The organism is Streptococcus oralis ATCC 35037, from assembly GCF_900637025.1.
GTDB classification, from domain to species: domain Bacteria; phylum Bacillota; class Bacilli; order Lactobacillales; family Streptococcaceae; genus Streptococcus; species Streptococcus oralis.
Genome location: NZ_LR134336.1, coordinates 1606748 through 1630236, shown reverse-complemented (window position 1 = coordinate 1630236; position 23489 = coordinate 1606748). Strand labels below are relative to the sequence as shown.

The window sequence follows — 23489 nt, the reverse complement described above, 5'->3', positions numbered from 1 at the left end:
GAAAGGCAGTCAGCTACTGCCCAAGCCCAAGTCTGACTTGGTTACAACTTGATTTAATGAAAAAACTCTCTGATAATTTGTAAGCCACCTTACCTCCTGTTTATAAAGCGCTTTCATTTTAAGATAAAAAAATTTAAAAGGTCATTTCTCCCTTAAAATGACTGAAAACTTTTAATATAACAAATATACTAAATTAATGAAAGAATTGCAATAGCAAAAAGCAAAAAAATAAATATAAATTAAAGAAAATCAGTTACTTTTTAAAGAAAAAACGCACCCTTCAGGGATCAAACTAAATGAAAGGATACGTTTTAAAAAGAAATTAGAGTATTTTATGGAGAGACTCTTGGATGGTTTGGGGGTCTGTTTTGGAAGAGAAGCGCTCAAGGACTTGCCCATCTCGACCAATGAGAAACTTAGCAAAATTCCATTCGATTCGTTTTCCTAGTGGGCCAGATTTCTGGTCTTTTAGCCAAACATAAAGAGGATCTGCTTCCTTGCCGTTGACCTTGATCTTGGCAAAGCGAGGGAAAGTGGTCTGATAGTGTAGGCTACAGAAACTATTGATTTCCTCTGCGCTGCCGGGTGCTTGTCCCATAAACTGATTGCAAGGGAAATCTAGGATTTCAAAGCCCTTATCTTGATAGCGTTCATAGAGTTCTTGAAGCCCCTGGTACTGGGGCGTTAAACCACATCCAGTAGCAGTGTTGACAATCAAGAGAACCTTGCCACGATAGCTATCCAGGGGAGTTGCTTGGTTATTTTGGTTTAAAACGGAAAAATCATATACACTGGTCATTTTTCTATATTCTCCTTATGCATTCCTGATTCAGAGTGTTTCATCTCGTGTTCCGATAAAAAGGCGTAGGTCATGGTTCCAAAGATGGCACCAATACCCAATCCCAACACTAGTAAAGGGAGCATTTTATCGAACTGGGAGAGACTGTCCCAAAAGGTATCGAGGGGAAGATGCTGAACAAAGAGTTTATGAAAGATTAGTAAGAGGAAGAGACCAAGCTGAATACTGATGAATACACCCCAACTACGAAGGTTGATTTGGCTTTTGCTGTAGCTTTTGTGATGGATTTCGGACTGGTCATCCTTGTCTAAATGTAAGTTGCGAACTGCTAGTCTCGCCCTAGATGCGAGGGCGAAGATAAGTCCAAAATAGAGGTAGGGCATGGCATCACGAACTAACTCTATGAAGCGTCCAAATAGGAGATAGAACAAGAAGAGTAGGAGGGAGGAGTAAACGATTTGGATCAAGGCACGGGCACAAGCCTTGTAAATCATCTCTTGACGGCATTCATCAAAAGGCCCTTGTATGTGAAAGAATAGTTTGAGTAAGCGAGTGGTGAAATCTTCTTTTTTCATGGGAGTAACCTCCTAAATGAGCGATTTTTGATTGACTTCTTTAAAGAGTTGATAGAGAGTATAGAAGTAAACCAAACTAAAAATGATACAGATTATTAGAAATACCAGGTATCTCCAATCCATAGGATCTGTTAAAAGTTGTGGAAAGGATACGAGGATAAAACAGAGAGATGCGTTTAGAAGACGTATTTTTTTTGATTGGATTTTCTGGAATCTCTGTCCCTTGTTCAATACAGGAAGGAATAAAAGAAAGATAATCAAGAAAGGATGCTCAAGATGTCCAGAAAGTAGGAAAAAGGTAACAAAGATACTGATAAAAACATGACTGATCAGTAGTCTAGCTAGTGATTTCATAAGGCACCTCCTAGTCGTCTTCTTGGTCTTTCTTGGCCTTTTGAATGCGAAGAGAGACGATAATTTGCATCATCAGTCCAAAAAAGAACGCTCCCAGTATCGTTTTTAAAATATGTTTTGAATTCAGAAGAGAACTGATGAAATTTGGATTTTCACTGGTTAGGGTATCGATGAGTGGCATTATAAAAAATATCGCTATGCCGTAGATCAGACCGGCTTTTAGACCCGGAAAATGTAGCTTTTTACTTTCTTTTTGACTCAGCATTTCGGGATCAATGGCTGTGATGCCCGTTTTCTTGGTTTGAGAGACTACATAGAGGGCAGCCATCATCGAAATGCTAAACACCACGAGAGGATAGCCGATAGCGACAATTTGCGGGTATTTATAGGCAAGAACGAGCGGGATAAGATTGCCAAATGTCATCAGATAAAAGAGGACAATAAAGACCTGATTCCCGATACGATCGGCCTCGCGCCGTTTGTGTTCGTCAAGGGGACCAGAAATACCGTATATGCGTTTGATGAGTTTTTCAGTGAGAGTTTCTTTTTTCATTTGTTTGCTCCTTTTTTAAAAATCGTCTTCCCAAAAGAGGCTATTGAGGTCAGTTTGGAGGCTGCGGGCGAGGTTGAGACAGAGTTCTAGGGTTGGATTGTACTTGTCATTTTCAATCATGTTGATGGTCTGTCTCGAGACACCGATATCTTTGGCGAGCTCGAGCTGGGAAATGCCCAGTTCCTTGCGGAATTCTTTCACACGATTCATAGGGTCTCCTTTCTGATATGTCGTATATATTTGACTATATTATATTCTTTTGGGGATGAGGTGTCAAGTATATATGACATATTTTTGAGAATTTTTTTCGAAGAAACTTAGCCTTGTCTGACAAGTGCAAGCTGGTCAGATTTGTGGTAAAATAGATAGGATATGACAAAAGAATTTCATCATGTAACGGTCTTGCTTCATGAAACGATTGATATGCTTGACGTAAAACCTGACGGTATCTACGTTGATGCGACTTTGGGCGGAGCAGGCCATAGCGAATATTTATTAAGTAAATTGAGCGAAAAAGGGCATCTCTATGCCTTTGACCAGGACCAGAATGCCATTGACAATGCGCAAAAACGGTTGGCACCCTATATCGAAAAGGGGATGGTAACCTTTATCAAGGATAACTTCCGTCATTTGCAGGCACGTTTGCAGGAGGCTGGTGTCCAGGAAATTGATGGAATTTGTTATGACTTGGGAGTGTCCAGTCCTCAGCTGGATCAGCGTGAACGTGGTTTTTCTTATAAAAAGGATGCGCCACTGGATATGCGGATGAATCAGGAAGCTAGTCTGACGGCCTATGAGGTGGTCAATCATTATGACTATCATGACTTGGTTCGGATCTTTTTCAAGTATGGTGAGGATAAGTTTTCTAAACAGATAGCTCGTAAGATTGAGCAAGCGCGTGAGGTGAAACCCATTGAGACAACGACGGAGTTGGCAGAGATTATCAAGTCGGCCAAGCCTGCCAAGGAGCTCAAGAAAAAGGGACACCCTGCCAAGCAGATTTTTCAGGCTATCCGAATCGAAGTCAATGATGAGCTGGGCGCTGCAGATGAATCTATCCAGCAGGCCATGGACATGCTGGCTCTGGATGGTAGAATCTCGGTCATTACCTTCCATTCGCTGGAAGACCGCTTGACCAAGCAATTATTCAAGGAAGCTTCAACAGTGGAAGTTCCCAAAGGCTTGCCCTTCATTCCAGATGACCTTAAGCCCAAGATGGAATTGGTATCCCGTAAGCCAATCTTGCCAAGTGCTGAAGAGCTAGAAGCCAACAATCGTTCGCATTCAGCCAAGTTGCGCGTGGCTAGAAAAATTCACAAGTAAGAGGAAAAACATGGCAGAAAGAATCGAAAAAACAAGCCAGTTATTGCAAACGAAGTTCAAAGGTTTTTCACGTGTGGAAAAGGCCTTCTATGTTTCGATTGCTGCAACAATGATTATCCTGGCAATTAGCGTTGTGTTTATGCAGACCAAGCTATTACAAGTTCAGAATGAATTGACCAAGGTCAATGCTCAAATCGAAGAAAAGAAAACCGAGCTAGATGATGCCAAGCAAGAGGTCAATGAATTGATTCGTTCAGAACGTTTGAAAGAGATTGCAAACTCTAAAGATTTGCAGCTGAATAACGAAAATATCCGAGCAGCGGAGTAAGAAATGAAACAGTGGAAAGAAAAAATCATCCGTTATGCCGTTCGTAACCGTAAATCTCCAGAAGAAAATCGCCGAAGAGTAGGGAAAAGCCTGAGTTTATTGGCTGTCATACTCTTCGCTGTCTTTTTGGTCAACTTTGCGGTCATCATCGGAACGGGTAAAAAATTTGGTAAGGACTTGGTTCAAGAAGCCAACAAGGTTCACCAAACAACCAAGACGATTCCTGCAAAACGGGGAACCATCTACGATCGTAATGGAACGCCTATTGCAGAGGATGCGACTTCGTATAATATCTATGCCGTTATTGATAAGACCTACAAGTCAGCAACAGGCAAAATTCTCTATGTAGAGGATTCTCAATTTAATAAGGTAGCTGAAATTTTCCATAAGTATCTGGATATGGAGGAGTCTTATGTCAAAGAACAGCTTTCTCAACCAGATCTAAAACAGGTATCCTTTGGGACCAAGGGAAATGGGATCACCTATGCCAATATGATGGCTATTAAAAATGACCTCAAAACTGCTGGTGTTGAGGGAGTTGACTTTACAACTAGCCCTAACCGCAGTTATCCCAATGGACAGTTTGCTTCTTCCTTTATCGGTTTAGCGCAACTCCATGAAAATGAGGATGGCACCAAACGTTTGATTGGGACATCTGGATTGGAGAGTTCTTTAAATAACATTCTGGCGGGTACAGATGGGATCATCACCTATGAGAAGGATCGTCTGGGAAATATTGTTCCGGGTACAGATCAAGCTTCTCAACAAACGGTAGATGGAAAGGATGTGTACACAACCCTTTCTAGTCCCTTGCAATCCTTTATGGAAACCCAGATGGATGCCTTTCAGGAAAAGGTAAAAGGCAAGTATATGACGGCTACCTTGGTCAGCGCTAAAACAGGGGAAATCCTGGCTACGACCCAACGGCCGACCTTTAATGCAGATACCAAGGATGGCATCACAAAAGACTTTGTCTGGCGTGATATCCTCTATCAAAGTAACTATGAGCCAGGGTCAACCATGAAGGTGATGATGTTAGCTTCGGCTATTGACAACAATACCTTCCCTGGTGGCGAATACTTTAACAGTAGCGAATTGAAAATAGCTGATGCGACCATTCGAGACTGGGACGTCAATGAAGGATTGACCAGTGGTGGCACTATGACCTTCTCTCAAGGATTTGCCCACTCAAGTAATATCGGAATGACCTTGCTTGAGCAAAAGATGGGGGATGCAACCTGGCTGGACTACCTTAACCGCTTTAAGTTTGGGGTGCCGACCCGTTTTGGTCTGGCGGATGAGTACACAGGTCAATTGCCTGCTGATAACATTGTCAATATCGCCATGAGTTCATTTGGACAAGGGATTTCTGTTACCCAGACCCAGATGCTTCGTGCCTTTACAGCTATTGCCAACGATGGGGTTATGTTGGAGCCGAAATTTATCAGTGCCCTCTATGATCCAAATGACCAGTCTGTTCGTAAGTCTCAAAAGGAAATTGTCGGAAATCCTGTGTCAAAAGCAGCAGCGTCCTCTACTCGGGAGCACATGGTCATGGTCGGAACAGATCCTGTCTACGGTACCATGTACAACCACAGTACAGGAAAACCAAATGTCAATGTTCCGGGACAGAATGTTGCCCTGAAATCAGGGACTGCTCAGATTGCCGATGAGAAGAATGGGGGCTATCTGACAGGTGAAACCAACTATATCTTCTCAGTTGTGTCGATGCATCCTGCAGAAAATCCTGACTTTATCCTCTATGTAACGGTGCAACAGCCAGAGCATTATTCGGGTGTTCAGCTTGGGGAGTTTGCCAACCCAATCCTTGAGCGAGCTTCTGCCACTAAAGAATCCCTCAATCTTCAGTCAACTGCCAAGAGCTTGGATCAGGTCAGCAAGACGACAAGCTATGCTATGCCAGCTACCAAGGACTTTACCCCAGGTGACCTCGCAGAGGAATTGCGTCGTAACCTTGTCCAACCAATCGTTATCGGAACAGGAACCAAGATCAAGGAACTCTCGGTTTCTGAAGGAGATAATTTGGAAGCCAATCAGCAAATCTTGATCCTGTCAGATAAGGTCGAAGAAATGCCTGATATGTATGGCTGGACAGATGAAAATGTGCAAACATTTGCCAAATGGCTGAATATAGAAGTCGAGTGGGAAGGTAGTGGCAAAACGGTCAAGAAACAAAGTGTCCGTGCCAATACAGCCCTTAAAGACATTAAAAAAATGAAAATAACTTTAGGAGATTAAGATGATTAGTTCCATTAGTGCTGGAGTTCTAGCCTTTCTATTGACCTTGATAGGTATTCCAGCCTTTATCCGATTTTATCGAAAAGCACAGATTACAGGTCAGCAGATGCACGAGGATGTCAAGCAACACCAAGCTAAAGCTGGAACTCCAACCATGGGAGGTCTTGTCTTCCTGATCGTTGCAGTTGTTGTGAGCTTCCTTGTCGCTCTCTTTACCCAACAATTGACCAACAATGTAGGCATGATTTTGTTTATCTTGGTTTTGTATGGTTTGGTAGGTTTTTTGGATGATTTCCTCAAGGTCTTTCGTAAGATTAACGAAGGCTTAAATCCCAAGCAAAAACTTGCTCTCCAGCTCCTTGGAGGAGTGATTTTCTACCTCTTTTATGAGCGTGGTGGCGACATGCTTTCGGTCTTTGGCTACCAAGTTCATCTAGGCATTTTCTATATTTTCTTTGCCCTTTTCTGGCTAGTTGGCTTTTCAAACGCAGTAAACTTGACAGACGGGATTGACGGCTTAGCAAGTATTTCCGTGGTGATTAGCTTATCGGCCTACGGTGTGATTGCTTATATGCAAAATCAACTGGATATCCTTCTTGTGATTCTTGCCATGATTGGTGGTTTGCTAGGTTTCTTCGTCTTTAACCACAAGCCTGCCAAGGTCTTCATGGGAGATGTGGGAAGTTTGGCTCTTGGTGGGATGCTGGCAGCAATCTCTATGGCCCTCCACCAAGAATGGACCCTTTTACTGATTGGGATTATCTATGTCTTTGAGACAAGCTCTGTTATGATGCAGGTTACCTACTTCAAACTTAGTGGTGGAAAACGTATTTTCCGTATGACACCTGTGCATCACCATTTCGAGCTTGGAGGATTCTCAGGCAAGGGCAATCCTTGGAGCGAGTGGAAGGTTGACTTCTTCTTTTGGGGAGTTGGGCTTCTAGCAAGTCTCTTGACCTTAGCCTTTTTATACCTACTGTAAAACTAACTTTTGATGACAAAATAAAACAGGATGAAGGTGATCTTCATCCTGTTTTTGTGTGTTTAAAGGTTAGTTGGAGTCATCCTTTCTCCCTTTTAACATAAAAGTGGCTGTAAGGGCTAGGCTGAGTCCTGCTAAGAAGAGGAGTGGGTTGGACACTTCTCCTGTTGCTGGAAGTTCTTCTTTAGGAGAATGATTTCCAGCTTTAGCAAGGCTCGGACTAGCTGGAAATTGTTCAGCCTCGTGTGCTGAGGTTTCTGCATCTGAAGTACTTGGTTTTTCCTCTGTGTTAGAGCTTGTTCCAGTTGCTTGATAGACGACAGCATAGGTACTGAAATGATTAGTGATGAATTCTACCTTTCCGTCTCGAACGGTGAAATCAAGGACTTGCAACTCCTTGGTTGGAGTGATGTAGTAGATGTTTTCTACGCTAGCTGAAACAGGCAAGCGAACTAAGACAGCGCCTTTTGGCTGTACGCTATGATCTGTTGGATTTTTAAGTTGTAGGTCGTAAGCGTCATAGGTCTTGCCAAAGAGTTCTTGAGCTAGGACACGTCGGCTAGAAACGTGAGAAATTCCTTCTAAGTCGCTGGCTCCACCGATGATTTCTACTCCAGTCTCCTTATCTTTTAAGACTTGAACTGGATAGTCAGGAAGGCTAAGGCTTGGAGCGGCCTGATCTCCGCTAGTTCCGATAGGTTTGGTGTATTCAGGTTTTTCAACAGTAGGTGCTTCCTCTTGACCTGCTGTTCCGATCGGTTCGGTGTATTCAGGCTTTTCTACAGTAGGAGACTCTTCTTGCCCCGCCGTTCCGATAGGTTCGGTGTATTCAGGCATTTCTACAGTGGGTGGCACTTCTTGCCCTGCAGTCCCGATAGGTTTAGTGTATTCAGGAATTGTCACTGTAGGTGGTTCCTCTTGCCCTGCCGTTCCGATAGGATCGGTGTATTCCGGAATTTCAACAGTAGGAGCTGGTTCGTCCCCCTTTCTTGTAGTTGGCTGACTCTCGTCAACCTTTTTCTCATCCTTTTTAGTAAAGACGGCTACGATAGGGCTGCTTGTGGTATTTCCTTGAATGGTATAAGCTTCAATGGCATTTCCAGCTTTGCGATCGGTTTCTTCAGGGATTGGGATTTGAACTTGATTGTCTTGGATTGATAGGATAGTCTGATCTCCACTTGTAACTAGATGTGTTTCATCCACCTTACGCAAAACTAGAGGATTTTTGACACCTGGGAAGGTCACTGCGATGGCTTCCCAATCTCCAGCTGGTAGGCTTAAGGAAATGGTTTTGTCATTTTCCTTAAGAGGCGCAATGCTCGGGCTATCTATACCAACAGCAGGGGCTTTGATGATATCAAAGGAGTCTAGAGAGATTTTCTTGCGACCTTCTGGCGAATCTGGGTCAACTTGTAGTGTCAGGGTGTGCGGACCGTCAGTAAGGTTTGTAAATTCACCAATAAAAGCTCTCTTTTCAGTTGCACCTGAAGTGTAGAAGTCTAGACTTGGCATTTCTTTGCCATCTAGTGTAACACGTGCTCGTCCAAGAGCGAGGCTCTTTAAGCCAAAGATACGAATACCCGTCCCTGTAAAGGAAATAGTTGCCTGAGCTTCTGAAGCTGCACTAGAGTCGCTGTTGTTAATATCAGCGTATTTTTCCGTACCTCCGTAGAGTTCAGGGTCAGACCAGTCCTTAAACTGGGCACCATACTGGATGCGCGAATCGCGATCATCTATTTTTTCAATCGTATTGCCTGTTCCTGCTAGGATCTTGAAGTAGTCTAATGAAATTTTCGAGCGCTCACTACCACGTCCTTTGTGCTCACGTTTAACACTAAGAGTCAATGTGTGAGGTCCGTCAGATAGTCCTGCGAAGCGACCAATGAGACTACCTTTTTCAGTTGCTCCAGCAGTATGGAAGTCAAGCTCCCCGACTTCTTTGCCATCAATTTTAGCAGTGGCAAGACCTAGTTCAGACGATTTCAGTCCATAGATTTCGATACCAACGCCAGTGAAAGGAATGGTAGCAGTGAGATCTTCGTCTGTGTAGTCTCCTTTTGAAAGGTCAGCAAATTTCTCTGTTCCTCCAAATAATTCTGAGTCTGCCCAGTTTCCAAAGGCAGCTCCGTACTGGATGCGGCTATCTCGGTCGTCCATCAACTCGCTATAGGTTTCGACAGTGGCCTGTTCAGAAACTTGTGTGGAAACTTCGCCCAGCATAGCCTTGACAGTATAAGTATAGGCGAGTTGAGGATTTAGTGATCGGTCAATAAAGTGGGTTTGATTGGTTACAAATTCTCTGGTCGCAGAGGTTTGGCCAGTTTCGTCTTTCACTTGTCTTTGGATGACATAGTGGGTAGCGCCTTCTACTTGGTTGAAGGTAAGTTCGGCAGTGACTCCATTTTGTCGAACGGCTGTCAGACTGGTCACACGGCCAGGGAAATGTTCAAAGGTAATGACGTCACCTTTTTGCGTTGCAAGCTGGATACGATTATCTTTAAGGATCGTTGCCTTGACTGGTTTGCCATTGACCTTGATTTGGCTAGCTTCGATATTTGGATAATCTACAACCAGGTCTCCACCGACATTTGAAAGGAAGGACAAGCTTTGCAGGTTTTTATCTTTCCACTTCATGCTGACTTCAAAGTTACCACGGGCAACCAAGCCAGAAACTTGACCGTCTTTCCATGCATCTGGAAGGGCTGGCAATGGTGCAATATAGCCAGTGTGTGATTGGAGAAGCATTTCTGCCATCCCACTGGTCGCTCCAAAGTTTCCGTCGATTTGGAAAGGCGCGTGGGTATCCCAAAGGTTTTCTAGAGTTGAGTACTTGAGCTGTTCAGCGAGTAAGCGATGGGCACGGTTACCGTCCAGCAGACGAGCCCAGAGGTTGATTTTATTGGCCTTAGACCAACCAGTCCCCCCATCTCCACGGTGATTCAAGGTAGCACGCGCAGCCTCTAGGTATTCAGCCTGGTCCTTGCTAAAGAGCGTACCTGGGAAGAGACCAACTAGATGGGAAACGTGGCGGTGGTGATTTTCAATCCCTTCATTGGTGAATTGCGGACTGTCTTCTTCGTACCATTCTTTGATACGGCCCTCTTTATTGATGTGAAGTGGTTTAAGTTTGTCAAATTTAGCCTTGACCTCTGTGACTAAGTCTTGGTCGACTTTCAGATGGTTGGCAACTTCCATGTAGTCGTGGAATAGCTGCCAGACTAGCGATTGGTCAAAGGTATTTCCGATGGTGATGGTACCGTGTTCTGGTGAGTAGGATGGAGAAGACACCCAACGGTCACTGGCCTGGTCATAGTGCAAGAAGGAGTTCCAGAACTTGGCAGTCTCTTTCAACATAGGATAGATCTTTTCTTTGAGATAGGTCTCATCCTTGGTGAATTTGTAGTAGTCATAAACGTTCTGCATCATCCAGGCATTAGCAGCTGGCGACCAACCCCAATAGTAATTCCAGCCTGGAGTAGTCCAGCCAAATGGTGTCGCCTGAGTGTGGACCAGCCAACCATTTTCTTGTCCGTCTTTGGATTCGATACCTGCGTATTCCTTGGCAGCGATACGGCCATAATAGCGCATGTCATCAATGTAATTGATCATTGGCTTGGCAGTTTCAGCAAGGTTGCTCATGTAAGCTGGCCAATAGTTCATTTGCAAATTGACATTGAGGTGGTAGTCAGCGTTCCAAGGTGGATTGTCTACAGCGTTCCAGACTCCTTGGAGGTTGGCAGGAAGAGCATCTGTCCGATCACGAGACGAACTGATGAGTAGATATCGGCCATATTGGAAGAAGAGTTCTTCCAATTTTTGCCCTTTTTCTGGGTTATAGCCTTGAAGGGCCTCTTTTGTCGTTTGAGTAGTCTTGGTTCCGCCTAGATTTAGTTTAACGCGGTTAAAGAGACTTTGATAGTCCTTGATATGGGCCTTTTTAAGTGTCTCGTAGTCTTTGGACTTAGCTGCTTCGACAATCCCTTTAACTGTTTTTTCGAGGTCAATGTCTTTTCGATAGTTGGTTTTTGGATTCTGAGCAAAGTTAGTCTTGGCACTGAGATAGAGGGTTGCATAACTTGCGCCTGTAACGGTCAGAGTTTCGTCCTGAACAGTCACCTTTCCGTCCGTTTTAATTCCTAGATAGGATGCAAATTGGAGGCCGTTATCTTTGACAGTTCCCTTTAGAAGGATTCCGTTTGCATCTGTAGTGACATGACCATTCTTATAGTTGGAATATTCCCAAGAGTAGTTGCCATTAGCAAGCAAGTCTTCTGTCAAGCTGTTCCAAAGGGTAAAGTCAAGTGTCTTGTTTCCTTTTTTGGTCAAGTGGGTTACAGTGACATCATCAGGATAACTGGAGAAGGTTTCGCGTTTGAAGGTCGTCCCATCTTGGGTGTAAGAAGTGGTCGTAGTGGCTTCGGTGATGTCTAGATTACGATGATAATCAGTTACAGTATCTAGTCCTTTCTTCTGGTTATTAAAGACCATGAAGATATCTCCAAAGGCTAGGTAACGTCCATACTGGGCGTTGTTTGGTCCAACTAGATTTTGTTCAGCTAGCTGTTTTGCTTTTTGGCGGTCACCAGCTTCGAGGGCTTTACGTATCTCTGCTAAGACCTTGTAGCGATCCTTGTAGTTTCCTCCGTTATAGTCGGTGCTATCAGGTTGTGGTCCTCCTGACCAGAGGGTCTTTTCGTTGTACTGGATTCTCTCTTCGCCAATGAGTCCGAAAACCTTGGCTCCCATCTCTCCATTTCCGACAGGAAGGGCTTGTTTTTCCCATCCATCATAGGAGGGAGCTGTTGGTTGATCGTAGTTGAGTTGATAGTTTTCTTGCTTTGTCACAGGCTGATCTGCTTTTTCAGGTTCCTTATTTTCTTTAGCTTCTACAATGGCTTCTTCACTAGCTTGACTATTTGTCGTCTTAGTCTCCTCAGCTGACTTGCTTTTGGAAACTACTGGACTCTCGGCTAGAGATGGTTTTGTAGTTTCAGTAGCTTCAGCAGCTTTGGGTTCACTATCAGGCTTAGTGATAGCTTCGACAGAGGTTGGTTCAGTTTGCTTGACCTCAACACTGTCTGCGGCTACAGTATGGTTGACTAGAAAAACAGCCCCCAGTAAAACAGAAGCAGTCCCAACCGTCAGCTTGCGGATGCTATAGCGACAGGATTTCTCCCAAAAGTGTTTTTTCATAAAACCCTCCTTTGTGTATTAGAAACCGCTTACATTTTATAAAGCAGTTTCGTTTAATTTGTTTCTATTTATCTCCTCACCTCCCATTCTAATGGTCGCTTAGCATTTGTCAAGAACTTTTTAGCAAGATACATATTTGCTGTTGTTTTTTCTTAAAATAGTAGAATAAGTAGCAAGCAGTCCCTCTTTTCCAACTATCAACTAGATCGTTTACTACAAAAAACAGTTGAGAGTATCCCCAACTGTAAGTGTTTATTTCGGATGTCTTTTGGCAAAGTCAACAAAGTGAAATTTTTCTAATTTATGGCGACTTTCGGTGAATTGAAACTGGCGCCCGTCTTGGAGATAGACTTTTGACTTGATGGAAACGACATAAGGGTCTTTGCCAATGTCCATGAGAATCTTGTCTCGATCGCTAGTGTGGTCAATGGTGATTTCTTTCTGAGCATAATCAATAAGGAGTTTGAGGTTGTCCTCTATATACGAGTAGATAGACTGCTCAGCGATTTGGCGAGTGAGATTTGGGACCAGTTCCATATCCAGATAGTCCGTATCCAGAACCGATACCAGATCATCCACCACACGCTGGCGGACTACCTTCCAAACCATCCGAAACTCTGGAAAGCCGGTTATCAGTGAGGATTTTTTATCGATAATGATCTTGTCCAGGCTGACGACATTAGTCTTAGAGCGAAGTCCAAGTTCCTGGACCAGTTCTTGGTAGCTGGTTAGGTTGGAGACAGGGAAATTGACCGTTTCTTCTTTGACGACTTGGGAACCTTGCCCCCTTATCTTTTTGATCAATCCTTCCTCTTGGAGGAGGGACAGAGCTTTTCGGACGGTGTCACGGCTCACCTGATACTGATTCATGAGGTCGTGCTCACTGGGGAGGAAATCTCCGACAGCGTAAGTCTCGTTTTGAATGGTTTTTTGGATTTGCTTAAATAGTTGTTGGTATTTCTTCATATTGCTTCCTTAAATGAGTTTTGAATCTTATTCTATACACACTTGTATCTATTTTACCATACAAGTGCTAGAAAATATCCAAAAATATCCTCTTTTTATCACAAACAAGTTGCATACAAGTTTGGTATCGTTTACAATAGAGCTATCAAGTCAAGCTTGCTTTGACAAATATAAGGAGAATCAAATGGGAAAATTTGAACAAGAAGCCAAAGATCTGCTTCAAGCGATTGGAGGTAAGGAGAATGTTACTGCCGTCACCCACTGTGCGACACGGATGCGCTTTGTTCTCGGAGACGAAAAGAAGGCCAATGTCAAGGTCATCGAGTCGATTCCAGCCGTCAAAGGGACCTTTACAAATGCGGGTCAATTTCAGGTGATTATTGGGAATGACGTGCCGATTTTTTATAATGATTTTACAGCTGTTTCAGGCATTGAGGGTGTTTCCAAAGAAGCAGCCAAGTCCGCAGCTAAGAGCAATCAAAACGTGGTCCAACGTGTTATGACCACTCTGGCGGAAATCTTTACACCGATTATTCCAGCCCTGATTGTCGGAGGGTTGATCCTCGGTTTCCGTAATGTTCTTGAAGGTGTGCATTGGTCGATGTTGGATGGTAAGACCATCACAGAATCCTCTCAGTTTTGGGCAGGGGTTAATCACTTCCTCTGGTTGCCTGGTGAAGCGATCTTCCAGTTCTTGCCAGTAGGGATTACCTGGTCTGTCTCTCGTAAGATGGGAACCAGCCAAATCTTGGGAATTGTTCTCGGGATCTGTTTGGTTTCACCTCAGTTGCTCAATGCCTATGCAGTAGCTTCAACACCTGCATCAGAAATCGCAGCCAACTGGGTATGGAATTTTGGCTACTTTACTGTTAATCGTATCGGTTATCAAGCCCAAGTTATTCCAGCTTTATTAGCAGGATTGAGTTTGGCATATTTGGAAATTTTCTGGCGTAAGCATATCCCAGAAGTCATTTCCATGATTTTTGTACCTTTCTTGTCATTGATTCCGGCCTTGATTTTGGCTCATACTGTCTTGGGACCAATCGGTTGGACAATTGGGCAAGGACTCTCTGCAGTTGTCTTGGCAGGTTTGACGGGTCCAGTTAAATGGCTCTTCGGTGCGATTTTTGGTGCCCTCTACGCTCCATTTGTCATCACTGGTTTGCATCATATGACCAATGCCATCGATACACAATTGATTGCGGATGCTGGCGGAACTGCCCTTTGGCCAATGATTGCTCTTTCTAATATTGCCCAAGGTTCAGCCGTATTTGCCTATTATTTCATGCATCGTCATGATGAGCGTGAGGCTCAGATTTCACTTCCTGCAACCATTTCAGCCTATCTCGGTGTTACAGAACCAGCCCTCTTTGGGGTCAATGTCAAATACATCTATCCATTTGTAGCTGGGATGATTGGTTCAGCCCTTGCAGGGATGTTGTCCGTTACTTTCAATGTAACTGCGGCTTCTATTGGTATCGGTGGTTTGCCAGGTATCCTCTCTATTCAACCTCAATACATGCTGCCGTTTGCAGGAACCATGCTAGTTGCTATTGTTGTACCAATGCTCTTGACTTTCTTCTTCCGTAAGGCAGGCTTCTTTACAAAAACAGAGGACGATACAGCCTTGCAGGCAGAATTCGTTGCCCAAGAAGAAGCAGAATTTGTGACTCACGAGCCAGTAACCCATGCTCCAGTAGAAATTGTCAGCCCACTTGCTGGTCGAGTGAAAGAATTGAGTCAAGCGACGGACCCTGTTTTTGCATCAGGTGTCATGGGACAAGGTTTGGTTATTGAACCAAGCCAAGGTGAGTTAACTTCTCCAGTCAATGGGACAGTGACGGTTCTTTTCCCTACCAAGCATGCCATCGGTATTGTCTCTGATGAGGGAGTGGAATTACTCATCCACATCGGTATGGATACAGTAGGTCTTGATGGCAAAGGATTTGAAAGTCTTGTAGCCCAAGGAGACCATGTCACAGTAGGTCAGAAATTGATTCGTTTTGATATGGATGTCATTAAGGCTGCGGGTCTCGTAACAGAAACTCCTGTTATCATCACCAACCAAGATGCTTATACAGCGACTATCACTGGAACTTATCCGACGATCATTCAAGCTGGTCAACCGCTCATGCTTGCAACACGGATCTAATTAAAATAGCACAAATAGGGAAGGAACACAGGTTCCTCCCTTTTATCGGAAAAGGAGAAACAGATGGCACTTGATAAAAGAAAAGTAGTCTATCAAATCTATCCAAAATCATACAAAGACACCACTGGAAATGGCATTGGAGATTTCCGTGGGATTATCGAAAAAATCCCCTATTTAGCCAAGCTAGGTGTGGATATGGTCTGGCTCAATCCATTCTATCCAAGTCCTCAGCGGGATAATGGTTATGATATTTCAGATTATATGGCTGTGGATCCCCTTTTTGGTGATATGGCTGATTTTGAAGAGATGGTGCGTGTTGGTAAAGAGCACAAGATTGACTTTATGTTAGATATGGTGCTCAATCATTGTTCGACCGAGCATGAATGGTTTCAGAAAGCCCTGGCCGGTGATAAGTATTACCAAGACTTTTTCTTCATCCAAGATCAACCGACAGACTGGATTTCTAAGTTTGGTGGCTCTGCTTGGGCACCTTTCGGGGAGACAGGGAAATATTATCTCCACCTCTTTGATGAGACTCAGGCAGATCTTAACTGGCGCAATCCCAATGTCCGCAAAGAGTTGTTCAAAGTGGTCAACTTCTGGCGGGACAAGGGTGTCAAGGGTTTCCGATTTGATGTGATCAATTTGATCGGCAAGGATGAGGTCTTAGTGGATTGCCCAGAAAATGAAGGCAAGCCAGCTTACACAGACAAGCCCATTGTTCATGACTATTTGCGTATGATGAACCAAGCTACTTTTGGATCTGACGATAGCTTTATGACAGTTGGGGAAATGTCCTCGACCACCATGGAAAACTGTGTCCTCTATTCGTCACCTGACCGTCAAGAATTATCCATGACCTTTAATTTCCATCATCTCAAGGTGGACTACAAGGACGGACAGAAGTGGACTTTAGCTCCCTTTGACTTTGAAGAGTTGAAAAGTCTTTACCATAGCTGGGGCAAGGAAATGAGTGATAAAAACGGCTGGAGCGCCCTCTTTTGGAACAATCACGACCAACCACGAGCTTTGAATCGTTTTGTCGATATTCAACATTTCCGCAATGAAGGGGCGACTATGCTGGCTGCCAGCATTCACCTGTCACGTGGGACACCTTATATCTACATGGGCGAGGAAATCGGAATGATTGACCCAGACTATGATTCCATGGCTGACTATGTGGATGTCGAGTCCATCAATGCTTATCAGATGCTCTTAAAAGAAGGGAAAAGTGAGCAAGAAGCCTTCCAGATTATTCAGGCCAAGTCACGAGATAATTCACGCATTCCCATGCAGTGGGATGCTTCAGAAAATGCAGGATTTTCAACAGGCACTCCATGGTTGAAAGCTGGTAAATCCTATAAAGATATCAACGTAGAAAATGACATCCAAGGCCCAATTTTCATCTTCTACCAAGACTTGATTCGACTTCGTAAGGAAATGCCGATCATTTCAGAAGGAAGCTACAAACCAGCCTTTGAAGATAGTAAGCAAGTCTATGCCTTTGAACGTCAGTATGAGGATGAAAAGTTATTGGTGCTCAATAACTTTTATGCCACAGAAGTGGAAATCGACTTGCCAGTGGTCTACCAAAATGGACAGATTCTGATTTCAAACTATGAAGATGTAGAAGTATCAGAAAAAATTCTGCTCAAACCGTATCAAACACTGGCTATTTATGTAAATTAAACGCAGCAAGGAGCTCTCTTTCATTGAAATGCAGGGCTCCTTTTTTTGTCGCCTATTGCCCTTCTTGAAAGCGTAAAACAAACTAGTCAGGAAAGTCACTTTATGGTATAATATAGAAGACTCAAAAAGAAACAGGAGAAAAAGAATGGATTTACTTTTAGAGATTGTCTTGATTGTGCTAGCTTTTCTAGGAGGAGCTCTTGGAGGGATGTACTTGGTTCGTAAGCAAATCGAAAAAGAATTTGCGGACAACCCACGTTTGAACGCTGAGGCAGTTCGTGCTCTTTTGAGCGCAAATGGTCAAAAACCAAGCGAAGCCAAGGTACAACAAGTTTACCACCAAATCATCCGCCAACAAAAAGCAGCCCTTGCTAACAATAAAAAGAAATAAATAGGAAAAGTCTGGGATGAAAGTTCCAGACTTCTCACTATGTTCAATAGTTCTCAATGATAAGACTTTTTCCTTGCATTCTATTGATATTTGATTATGATTAAGAGAGAGGAAGTTGACATTTTATCAAGCTGTCTATCCGATCGTTCAGGACAAGGAATCATGATGAACTATCAATCAGAAAAAAGACTAGAAAGAAGACTGTATGGATAATCGACCAATTGGTTTTTTGGATTCGGGTGTCGGGGGCTTGACTGTTGTTCGTGAGCTCATGCGCCAGCTTCCCCATGAAGAAATCGTCTATATTGGAGATTCGGCACGGGCACCCTATGGTCCCCGCCCTGCTGAGCAAATTCGTGAATATACTTGGCAGTTGGTCAACTTTCTCTTGACCAAGGATGTCAAGATGATTGTCATTGCTTGTAATACTGCGACTGCGGTCGTCTGGGAAGAAATCAAGGCCAAACTAGACATTCCCGTTCTAGGTGTGATTTTGCCAGGAGCTTCGGCAGCTATCAAGTCCAGTCAAGGTGGGAAAATCGGGGTGATTGGAACTCCCATGACGGTACAATCAGACATCTACCGTCAGAAAATCCATGATTTGGATCCAGACTTACAGGTGGAAAGTTTGGCCTGTCCCAAGTTTGCCCCCTTGGTTGAATCTGGTGCCTTATCAACTAGTGTAACCAAGAAAGTGGTTTATGAAACCCTGCGTCCCTTGGTCGGCAAGGTGGATAGCTTGATTCTGGGTTGTACCCATTACCCGCTCCTTCGCTCCATCATCCAAAATGTCATGGGACCAGATGTAAAACTCATCGATAGTGGAGCAGAGTGTGTACGGGATATCTCGGTTTTACTGAACTATTTTGAAATCAATCGTAGCCGAGATGCGGGGCCTCTTCAACATCGTTTTTACACAACAGCCAGTAGCCAAAGTTTTGCCCAGATTGGGGAAGAATGGCTGGAAAAAGAGATTCATGTGGAGCATGTAACATTATGACAAATAAAATTTATGAATACAAGGATGACCAGGACTGGTATGTCGGTGTCTGGGATGTCTATGGAGGCATCTATAGCCTTATCAAAGATTCTCTCGAGCTTGATTTTATGGATTTAGCGCGGATTTTTCGTGACGAGGAAAATGGCTTTCCGATTACGATAACGGTGATGCGCTGGTCTTCTAACTTCCGTCTGCTCTCCTTTATCGTTGAGATTTTAAATGCTGAAGCAGGCCGCAATCTAGAAGTCATCCAACGTCAGGGTGCCCTGCTCTTGATTGAAAATGGACAGCTTTTGCATGTCGAATTGCCTAAAGAAGGAGTTGAAGTGGAAACCTTCTTTGAAACTAGCAAGGTCAGAGAAACTCTGCTCATTGCGACTCGTAACGAAGGAAAGACCAAGGAATTCCGAGCTATCTTTGACAAGTTAGGCTACGATGTGGAAAATCTCAATGACTATCCAGATTTGCCTGAAGTAGCTGAAACAGGTATGACCTTTGAAGAAAATGCCCGCCTCAAGGCAGAAACCATTTCCCAATTAACAGGCAAGATGGTGCTAGCAGATGACTCAGGTCTCAAAGTCGATGTCCTCGGCGGTTTGCCAGGAGTCTGGTCAGCCCGTTTTGCAGGTGTGGGAGCAACCGACCGTGAAAACAATGCCAAACTCTTGCACGAATTGGCCATGGTCTTTGAACTCAAGGACCGTTCGGCTCAATTCCACACAACCCTAGTCGTAGCTAGTCCAAACAAGGAAAGCTTGGTGGTTGAAGCTGACTGGCCAGGTTATATCAACTTTGAACCCAAGGGTGAAAATGGCTTTGGTTATGATCCGCTCTTCCTTGTGGGAGAGACAGGTAAGTCAGCAGCTGAATTAACCCTTGAAGAAAAAAATAGCCAATCCCACCGTGCCTTAGCCGTTAAGAAACTTTTGGAGGTATTTCCATCATGGCAAAGCAAACCATCATTGTAATGAGTGATTCCCATGGCGATAGCTTGATTGTGGAAGAAATTCGTGATCGTTATCTGGGGAAAGTTGATGCCATTTTTCACGATGGTGACTCAGAACTCCGTCCAGACTCTCCGCTCTGGGAAGGCATTCATGTCGTCAAAGGAAATATGGACTTTTATGCTGGCTACCCAGAACGGTTGGTGACTCAACTTGGTCCCACTAAGATCATCCAGACGCATGGACACTTGTTTGACATCAATTTCAACTTTCAAAAGTTGGACTACTGGGCTCAGGAAGAAGATGCCGATATCTGTCTCTATGGTCACTTGCATGTGCCAAATGCTTGGATGGAAGGCAAGACTCTTTTTCTAAATCCAGGCTCCATCAGCCAACCACGAGGGACTATCAGAGAATGTCTCTATGCTCGAGTGGAGATTGATGACAGCTATTTTAAAGTAGACTTTTTGACACGTGACCATGAGGTTTATCCAGGCTTGTCCAAGGAGTTTGCTCGATGATTGCCAAGGAATTTGAAGCATTTTTATTGGAGCAGGAAGAGACTTTTCTTACCCCTGCTGAGAATCTAGCAGCCTTGATTGATACCCATAACGCTGACCATGCAATTTTGGTGCTGAGCCAAATCACCTATACCCGTATCCCTGTTGTGACCTTTGACAAACGCTTTGTTGGAACCATTGGTCTGAGGGACATTTTGGCTTATCAAATGGAGCAAGGTTTGACGGATGAGCAGATGGCAACGACAGACATCGTCAATATGACCAAGACAGATGTGGCAGTCGTCGCTCCAGACTATAACATCACAGAGGTCCTCCATAAACTGGTGGATGAACCCTTCTTGCCAGTGGTAGATGGTGAAGGAATTTTCCAAGGAATCATCACGCGCAAGTCCATCCTCAAGGCTGTCAATGCCCTTTTGCATGACTTTAGTAAGGAATATGAGATTCGATGCAAATGAGAGATAGGATTTCAGACTTTTTAGAGGAAAAACAGGGCTTGTCTGCCAATTCCAAGCAGTCCTATAAGTATGATCTGGAGCAATTTTTAGACATTGTGGGTGAGCGGATTTCTGAGACCAGTCTTAAGATTTACCAAGGCCAGCTAGCCAATCTAAAAATTAGCGCCCAGAAGCGAAAACTTTCGGCCTGCAACCAATTTCTCTACTTTCTCTATCGAAAAGGAGAAGTGGACAGTTTTTACCGTCTGGAATTAGCCAAACAAGCTGAAAAGAAGACTGAAAAGCCAGAGATTCTAGATCTAGACTCTTTTTGGCAGGAAAGTAATTATCCAGAAGGACGCTTGCTGGCGCTTCTTATCTTGGAAATAGGGCTCTTGCCAAGTGAGATTTTAGCCCTCAAGGTTGCAGATATCAATCTGGATTTTCAAGTGTTGAGAATCAGCAAGGCTTCCCAACAGAGGATTGTCACCATACCTACGACCTTGATTCCAGAGCTAGAACCCTTAATGGGGCAGACCTATCTCTTTGAAAGGGGAGGGAAAGCCTATTCTCGTCAGTGGGCCTTTCGTCAGCTGGAGTCCTTTGTCAAGGAGAAAGGTTTCCCAGAACTATCAGCCCAAGCCCTACGGGAACAGTTCATTCTAAGACAGATAGAAAACAAGGTCGATTTGTACGAAATTGCAAAAAAATTAGGATTAAAAACAGTCCTGACCTTAGAAAAATATAGATAATGGATATTAAATTAAAAGATTTTGAAGGGCCACTGGACTTACTCTTGCACTTGGTTTCTAAGTACCAGATGGATATCTACGATGTGCCCATTACAGAAGTTATCGAACAGTATCTAGCCTATGTCTCAACTCTGCAGGCCATGCGTCTGGAAGTAACGGGCGAGTATATGGTTATGGCCAGTCAGCTGATGCTGATCAAGAGCCGCAAGCTCTTGCCAAAGGTAGCAGAAGTGACAGACTTAGAGGATGACCTGGAGCAGGACCTTCTCTCCCAAATCGAAGAATACCGCAAGTTCAAACTCCTGGGTGAGCACTTGGAGGCTAAGCACCAAGATCGGGCTCAGTACTATTCCAAAGCGCCGACAGAGTTGATTTACGAAGATGCAGAGCTTGTACATGACAAGACGACCATTGACCTCTTTTTGGCTTTTTCAAATATCCTAGCCAAGAAAAAAGAGGAGTTCGCTCAGAACCACACGACCATCCTGCGCGATGAGTATAAGATTGAGGACATGATGGTCATCGTAAAAGAGTCCTTGACTGAACGAGACCAGTTGCGCTTGCAGGATTTGTTCAAGGAAGCCCAGAATGTCCAAGAGGTCATTACCCTCTTTTTGGCGACCTTAGAGTTAATCAAAACTCAGGAATTAATCCTCGTGCAAGAGGAGAGTTTCGGAGATATCTATCTCATGGAAAAGAAGGAAGAAAATCAAGAGGCATAAAGCTAGACTTGATAGAGAGGAAAGATGAGTACTTTAGCAGAAATAGAAGCGCTCTTGTTTGTAGCAGGTGAAGATGGGATTCGGGTCCGTCAGTTGGCTGAACTCCTCTCTCTGCCACCGACAGGCATCCAACAGAGTTTAGAAAAATTAGCCCAGAAGTATGAAAAAGACCAAGATTCGAGCTTGTCCCTGATCGAGACAGGTGGTGCATACAGATTGGTCACCAAGCCTCAATTTGCAGCGATTTTGAAGGAATACTCCAAGGCACCCATCAACCAGAGCTTGTCTCGGGCTGCCCTTGAGACCTTGTCCATCATTGCCTACAAGCAACCGATTACCCGAATTGAGATTGATGCTATTCGTGGGGTCAATTCTAGTGGAGCTCTAGCTAAGCTACAAGCTTTTGAATTGATAAGAGAAGATGGGAAAAAAGAAGTTTTGGGCCGCCCTAATCTCTATGTGACTACGGATTATTTCCTAGATTACATGGGGATTAACCATTTGGAAGAACTGCCAGTGATTGATGAGCTTGAGATTCAAGCTCAAGAAAGCCAATTATTTGGTGAAAGGATAGAAGAAGATGAGAATCAATAAATATATTGCCCACGCAGGTGTGGCCAGTAGGAGAAAAGCAGAAGAGTTGATCAAGCAAGGCTTGGTAACCGTCAACGGCCAAGTGGTACGTGAACTCGCAACGACTATCAAGGCTGGTGATAAGGTTGAAGTTGAAGGCCAGCCTATCTACAACGAAGAAAAGGTCTACTACTTGCTCAATAAACCACGCGGAGTGATTTCCAGTGTGACAGATGATAAGGGCCGCAAGACTGTTGTGGATCTCTTGCCTAATGTCAAAGAACGCATTTACCCTGTGGGACGTTTGGACTGGGATACATCAGGTGTCTTGATTTTGACCAATGATGGGGACTTTACAGATGAAATGATTCACCCCCGTAATGAGATTGACAAGGTCTATGTCGCGCGTGTTAAAGGTGTGGCTAATAAGGACAATCTCCGCCCCTTGACCCGCGGTCTTGAGATTGATGGCAAGAAAACCAAGCCAGCTGTTTATGAAATTCTCAAAGTGGATCCAGTTAAAAATCGCTCTGTGGTACAGTTGACCATCCATGAAGGACGTAACCATCAGGTTAAAAAGATGTTTGAAGCTGTCGGTCTTCAAGTGGATAAGTTGTCTCGGACACGTTTTGGACACCTAGACTTGACAGGTCTTCGTCCAGGAGAATCCCGTCGCCTTAATAAAAAAGAAATCAGCCAACTACACACTATGGCTGTAACCAAGAAATAATGAAACGCATCTTAATAGCGCCAGTACGCTTTTACCAACGTTTTATCTCCCCAGCCTTTCCACCTTCTTGTCGCTTTGAGCCGACTTGTTCCAACTACATGATTCAGGCTATTGAAAAACATGGCTTCAAGGGTGTTCTGATGGGCTTGGCTCGAATTTTCCGATGCCATCCTTGGTCGCCAATAGGAAAAGATCCCGTCCCAGACCACTTTTCCCTCAGACGAAATCAAGAAAAAAAATAACCCA

23 protein-coding genes are annotated in these 23489 nt (G+C 44.0%); 16 read left to right on the top strand and 7 right to left on the bottom strand.

What is annotated here, in order from left to right:
- Positions 1–322 precede the first annotated feature (322 nt).
- From EL140_RS08160 to EL140_RS08140, 5 genes are read right to left on the bottom strand one after another with little or no spacing between them, the layout of a single operon-like run.
- Complete coding sequence (locus EL140_RS08160) at positions 323–799, bottom strand: glutathione peroxidase (protein WP_000205055.1); 477 nt, start codon at positions 797–799, stop codon at positions 323–325.
- Complete coding sequence (locus EL140_RS08155) at positions 796–1374, bottom strand: DUF3278 domain-containing protein (protein ID WP_000711214.1); 579 nt, start codon at positions 1372–1374, stop codon at positions 796–798. The genes EL140_RS08160 and EL140_RS08155 overlap by 4 nt, the downstream gene beginning before the upstream one ends.
- Positions 1375–1386: 12 nt before the next feature.
- Entirely contained in the window at positions 1387–1728 is a 342-nt protein-coding gene (locus EL140_RS09745) for a hypothetical protein (protein ID WP_000838133.1), read from the bottom strand.
- Positions 1729–1738: 10 nt separating this feature from the next.
- Positions 1739–2281, bottom strand: coding sequence for a DUF3278 domain-containing protein (locus EL140_RS08145; protein ID WP_000712417.1), 543 nt, complete (start codon positions 2279–2281; stop codon positions 1739–1741).
- Between the two features lie 15 nt (positions 2282–2296).
- Complete coding sequence (locus EL140_RS08140; RefSeq protein WP_001082470.1) at positions 2297–2491, bottom strand: helix-turn-helix transcriptional regulator; 195 nt, start codon at positions 2489–2491, stop codon at positions 2297–2299.
- 162 nt (positions 2492–2653) lie between these two features.
- On the opposite strand from EL140_RS08140, the gene rsmH reads away from it, so the two are divergent.
- Genes rsmH through mraY form a run of 4 tightly spaced genes read left to right on the top strand, consistent with a single transcriptional unit; the run spans position 2654 to position 7173 of the window.
- Entirely contained in the window at positions 2654–3604 is a 951-nt protein-coding gene (gene rsmH, locus EL140_RS08135) for a 16S rRNA (cytosine(1402)-N(4))-methyltransferase RsmH (RefSeq protein ID WP_000159388.1), read from the top strand.
- Between the two features lie 10 nt (positions 3605–3614).
- Entirely contained in the window at positions 3615–3932 is a 318-nt protein-coding gene (gene ftsL, locus EL140_RS08130; RefSeq protein WP_000840795.1) for a cell division protein FtsL, read from the top strand.
- Between the two features lie 3 nt (positions 3933–3935).
- A complete protein-coding gene (pbp2x, locus tag EL140_RS08125) occupies positions 3936–6191 on the top strand; it encodes a penicillin-binding protein PBP2X (protein WP_000816040.1) in 2256 nt (751 codons plus the stop codon).
- A gap of 1 nt (position 6192) precedes the next feature.
- On the top strand, positions 6193–7173 hold the full coding sequence (gene mraY, locus EL140_RS08120; RefSeq protein WP_000625795.1) for a phospho-N-acetylmuramoyl-pentapeptide-transferase: 981 nt from the start codon (positions 6193–6195) through the stop codon (positions 7171–7173).
- 69 nt (positions 7174–7242) lie between these two features.
- Here the strand turns inward: mraY and EL140_RS08115 are convergent, their stop codons facing one another.
- Positions 7243–12366 (bottom strand): SIALI-17 repeat-containing surface protein, encoded by a 5124-nt coding sequence (locus EL140_RS08115; RefSeq protein WP_000716125.1) that lies wholly within the window; start codon positions 12364–12366, stop codon positions 7243–7245.
- 252 nt (positions 12367–12618) lie between these two features.
- The gene (treR, locus tag EL140_RS08110) at positions 12619–13332 is read right to left on the bottom strand and encodes a trehalose operon repressor (protein WP_000760677.1); all 714 of its coding nucleotides are present in this window, start codon (positions 13330–13332) and stop codon (positions 12619–12621) included.
- A 184-nt stretch (positions 13333–13516) separates the two neighbouring features.
- Between treR and treP the strand changes: the two genes are divergently transcribed.
- From treP to yidD, 12 genes are all read left to right on the top strand, one after another.
- Positions 13517–15484: a PTS system trehalose-specific EIIBC component gene (gene treP / locus EL140_RS08105; RefSeq protein WP_000514346.1), complete on the top strand. Its 1968-nt coding sequence runs from the start codon at positions 13517–13519 to the stop codon at positions 15482–15484.
- A gap of 63 nt (positions 15485–15547) precedes the next feature.
- Positions 15548–17173, top strand: a complete 1626-nt coding sequence (treC, locus tag EL140_RS08100) for an alpha,alpha-phosphotrehalase (protein WP_001162367.1) — start codon at positions 15548–15550, stop codon at positions 17171–17173.
- A gap of 145 nt (positions 17174–17318) precedes the next feature.
- On the top strand, positions 17319–17564 hold the full coding sequence (locus tag EL140_RS08095) for a YneF family protein (RefSeq protein ID WP_000364994.1): 246 nt from the start codon (positions 17319–17321) through the stop codon (positions 17562–17564).
- Positions 17565–17769: 205 nt separating this feature from the next.
- Complete coding sequence (gene racE / locus EL140_RS08090; RefSeq protein WP_000370365.1) at positions 17770–18564, top strand: glutamate racemase; 795 nt, start codon at positions 17770–17772, stop codon at positions 18562–18564.
- Complete coding sequence (locus EL140_RS08085) at positions 18522–19532, top strand: nucleoside-triphosphate diphosphatase (protein ID WP_391592434.1); 1011 nt, start codon at positions 18522–18524, stop codon at positions 19530–19532. The genes racE and EL140_RS08085 overlap by 43 nt, the downstream gene beginning before the upstream one ends.
- Positions 19508–20029, top strand: a complete 522-nt coding sequence (locus tag EL140_RS08080) for a metallophosphoesterase (RefSeq protein WP_001118939.1) — start codon at positions 19508–19510, stop codon at positions 20027–20029. Before EL140_RS08085 ends, EL140_RS08080 begins: the two co-directional genes overlap by 25 nt.
- Entirely contained in the window at positions 20026–20487 is a 462-nt protein-coding gene (gene cbpB, locus EL140_RS08075) for a cyclic-di-AMP-binding protein CbpB (RefSeq protein ID WP_000560697.1), read from the top strand. The genes EL140_RS08080 and cbpB overlap by 4 nt, the downstream gene beginning before the upstream one ends.
- On the top strand, positions 20484–21218 hold the full coding sequence (gene xerD / locus EL140_RS08070; RefSeq protein ID WP_282644648.1) for a site-specific tyrosine recombinase XerD: 735 nt from the start codon (positions 20484–20486) through the stop codon (positions 21216–21218). The genes cbpB and xerD overlap by 4 nt, the downstream gene beginning before the upstream one ends.
- Positions 21218–21940: a segregation/condensation protein A gene (locus EL140_RS08065; protein ID WP_000351885.1), complete on the top strand. Its 723-nt coding sequence runs from the start codon at positions 21218–21220 to the stop codon at positions 21938–21940. The genes xerD and EL140_RS08065 overlap by 1 nt, the downstream gene beginning before the upstream one ends.
- A 24-nt stretch (positions 21941–21964) precedes the next feature.
- Positions 21965–22534, top strand: coding sequence for an SMC-Scp complex subunit ScpB (gene scpB / locus EL140_RS08060; protein ID WP_000105285.1), 570 nt, complete (start codon positions 21965–21967; stop codon positions 22532–22534).
- A complete protein-coding gene (locus EL140_RS08055; RefSeq protein WP_001222211.1) occupies positions 22521–23243 on the top strand; it encodes a pseudouridine synthase in 723 nt (240 codons plus the stop codon). The genes scpB and EL140_RS08055 overlap by 14 nt, the downstream gene beginning before the upstream one ends.
- Positions 23243–23485: a membrane protein insertion efficiency factor YidD gene (yidD, locus tag EL140_RS08050; protein ID WP_000821619.1), complete on the top strand. Its 243-nt coding sequence runs from the start codon at positions 23243–23245 to the stop codon at positions 23483–23485. Before EL140_RS08055 ends, yidD begins: the two co-directional genes overlap by 1 nt.
- The last annotated feature ends 4 nt before the right edge of the window (positions 23486–23489 follow it).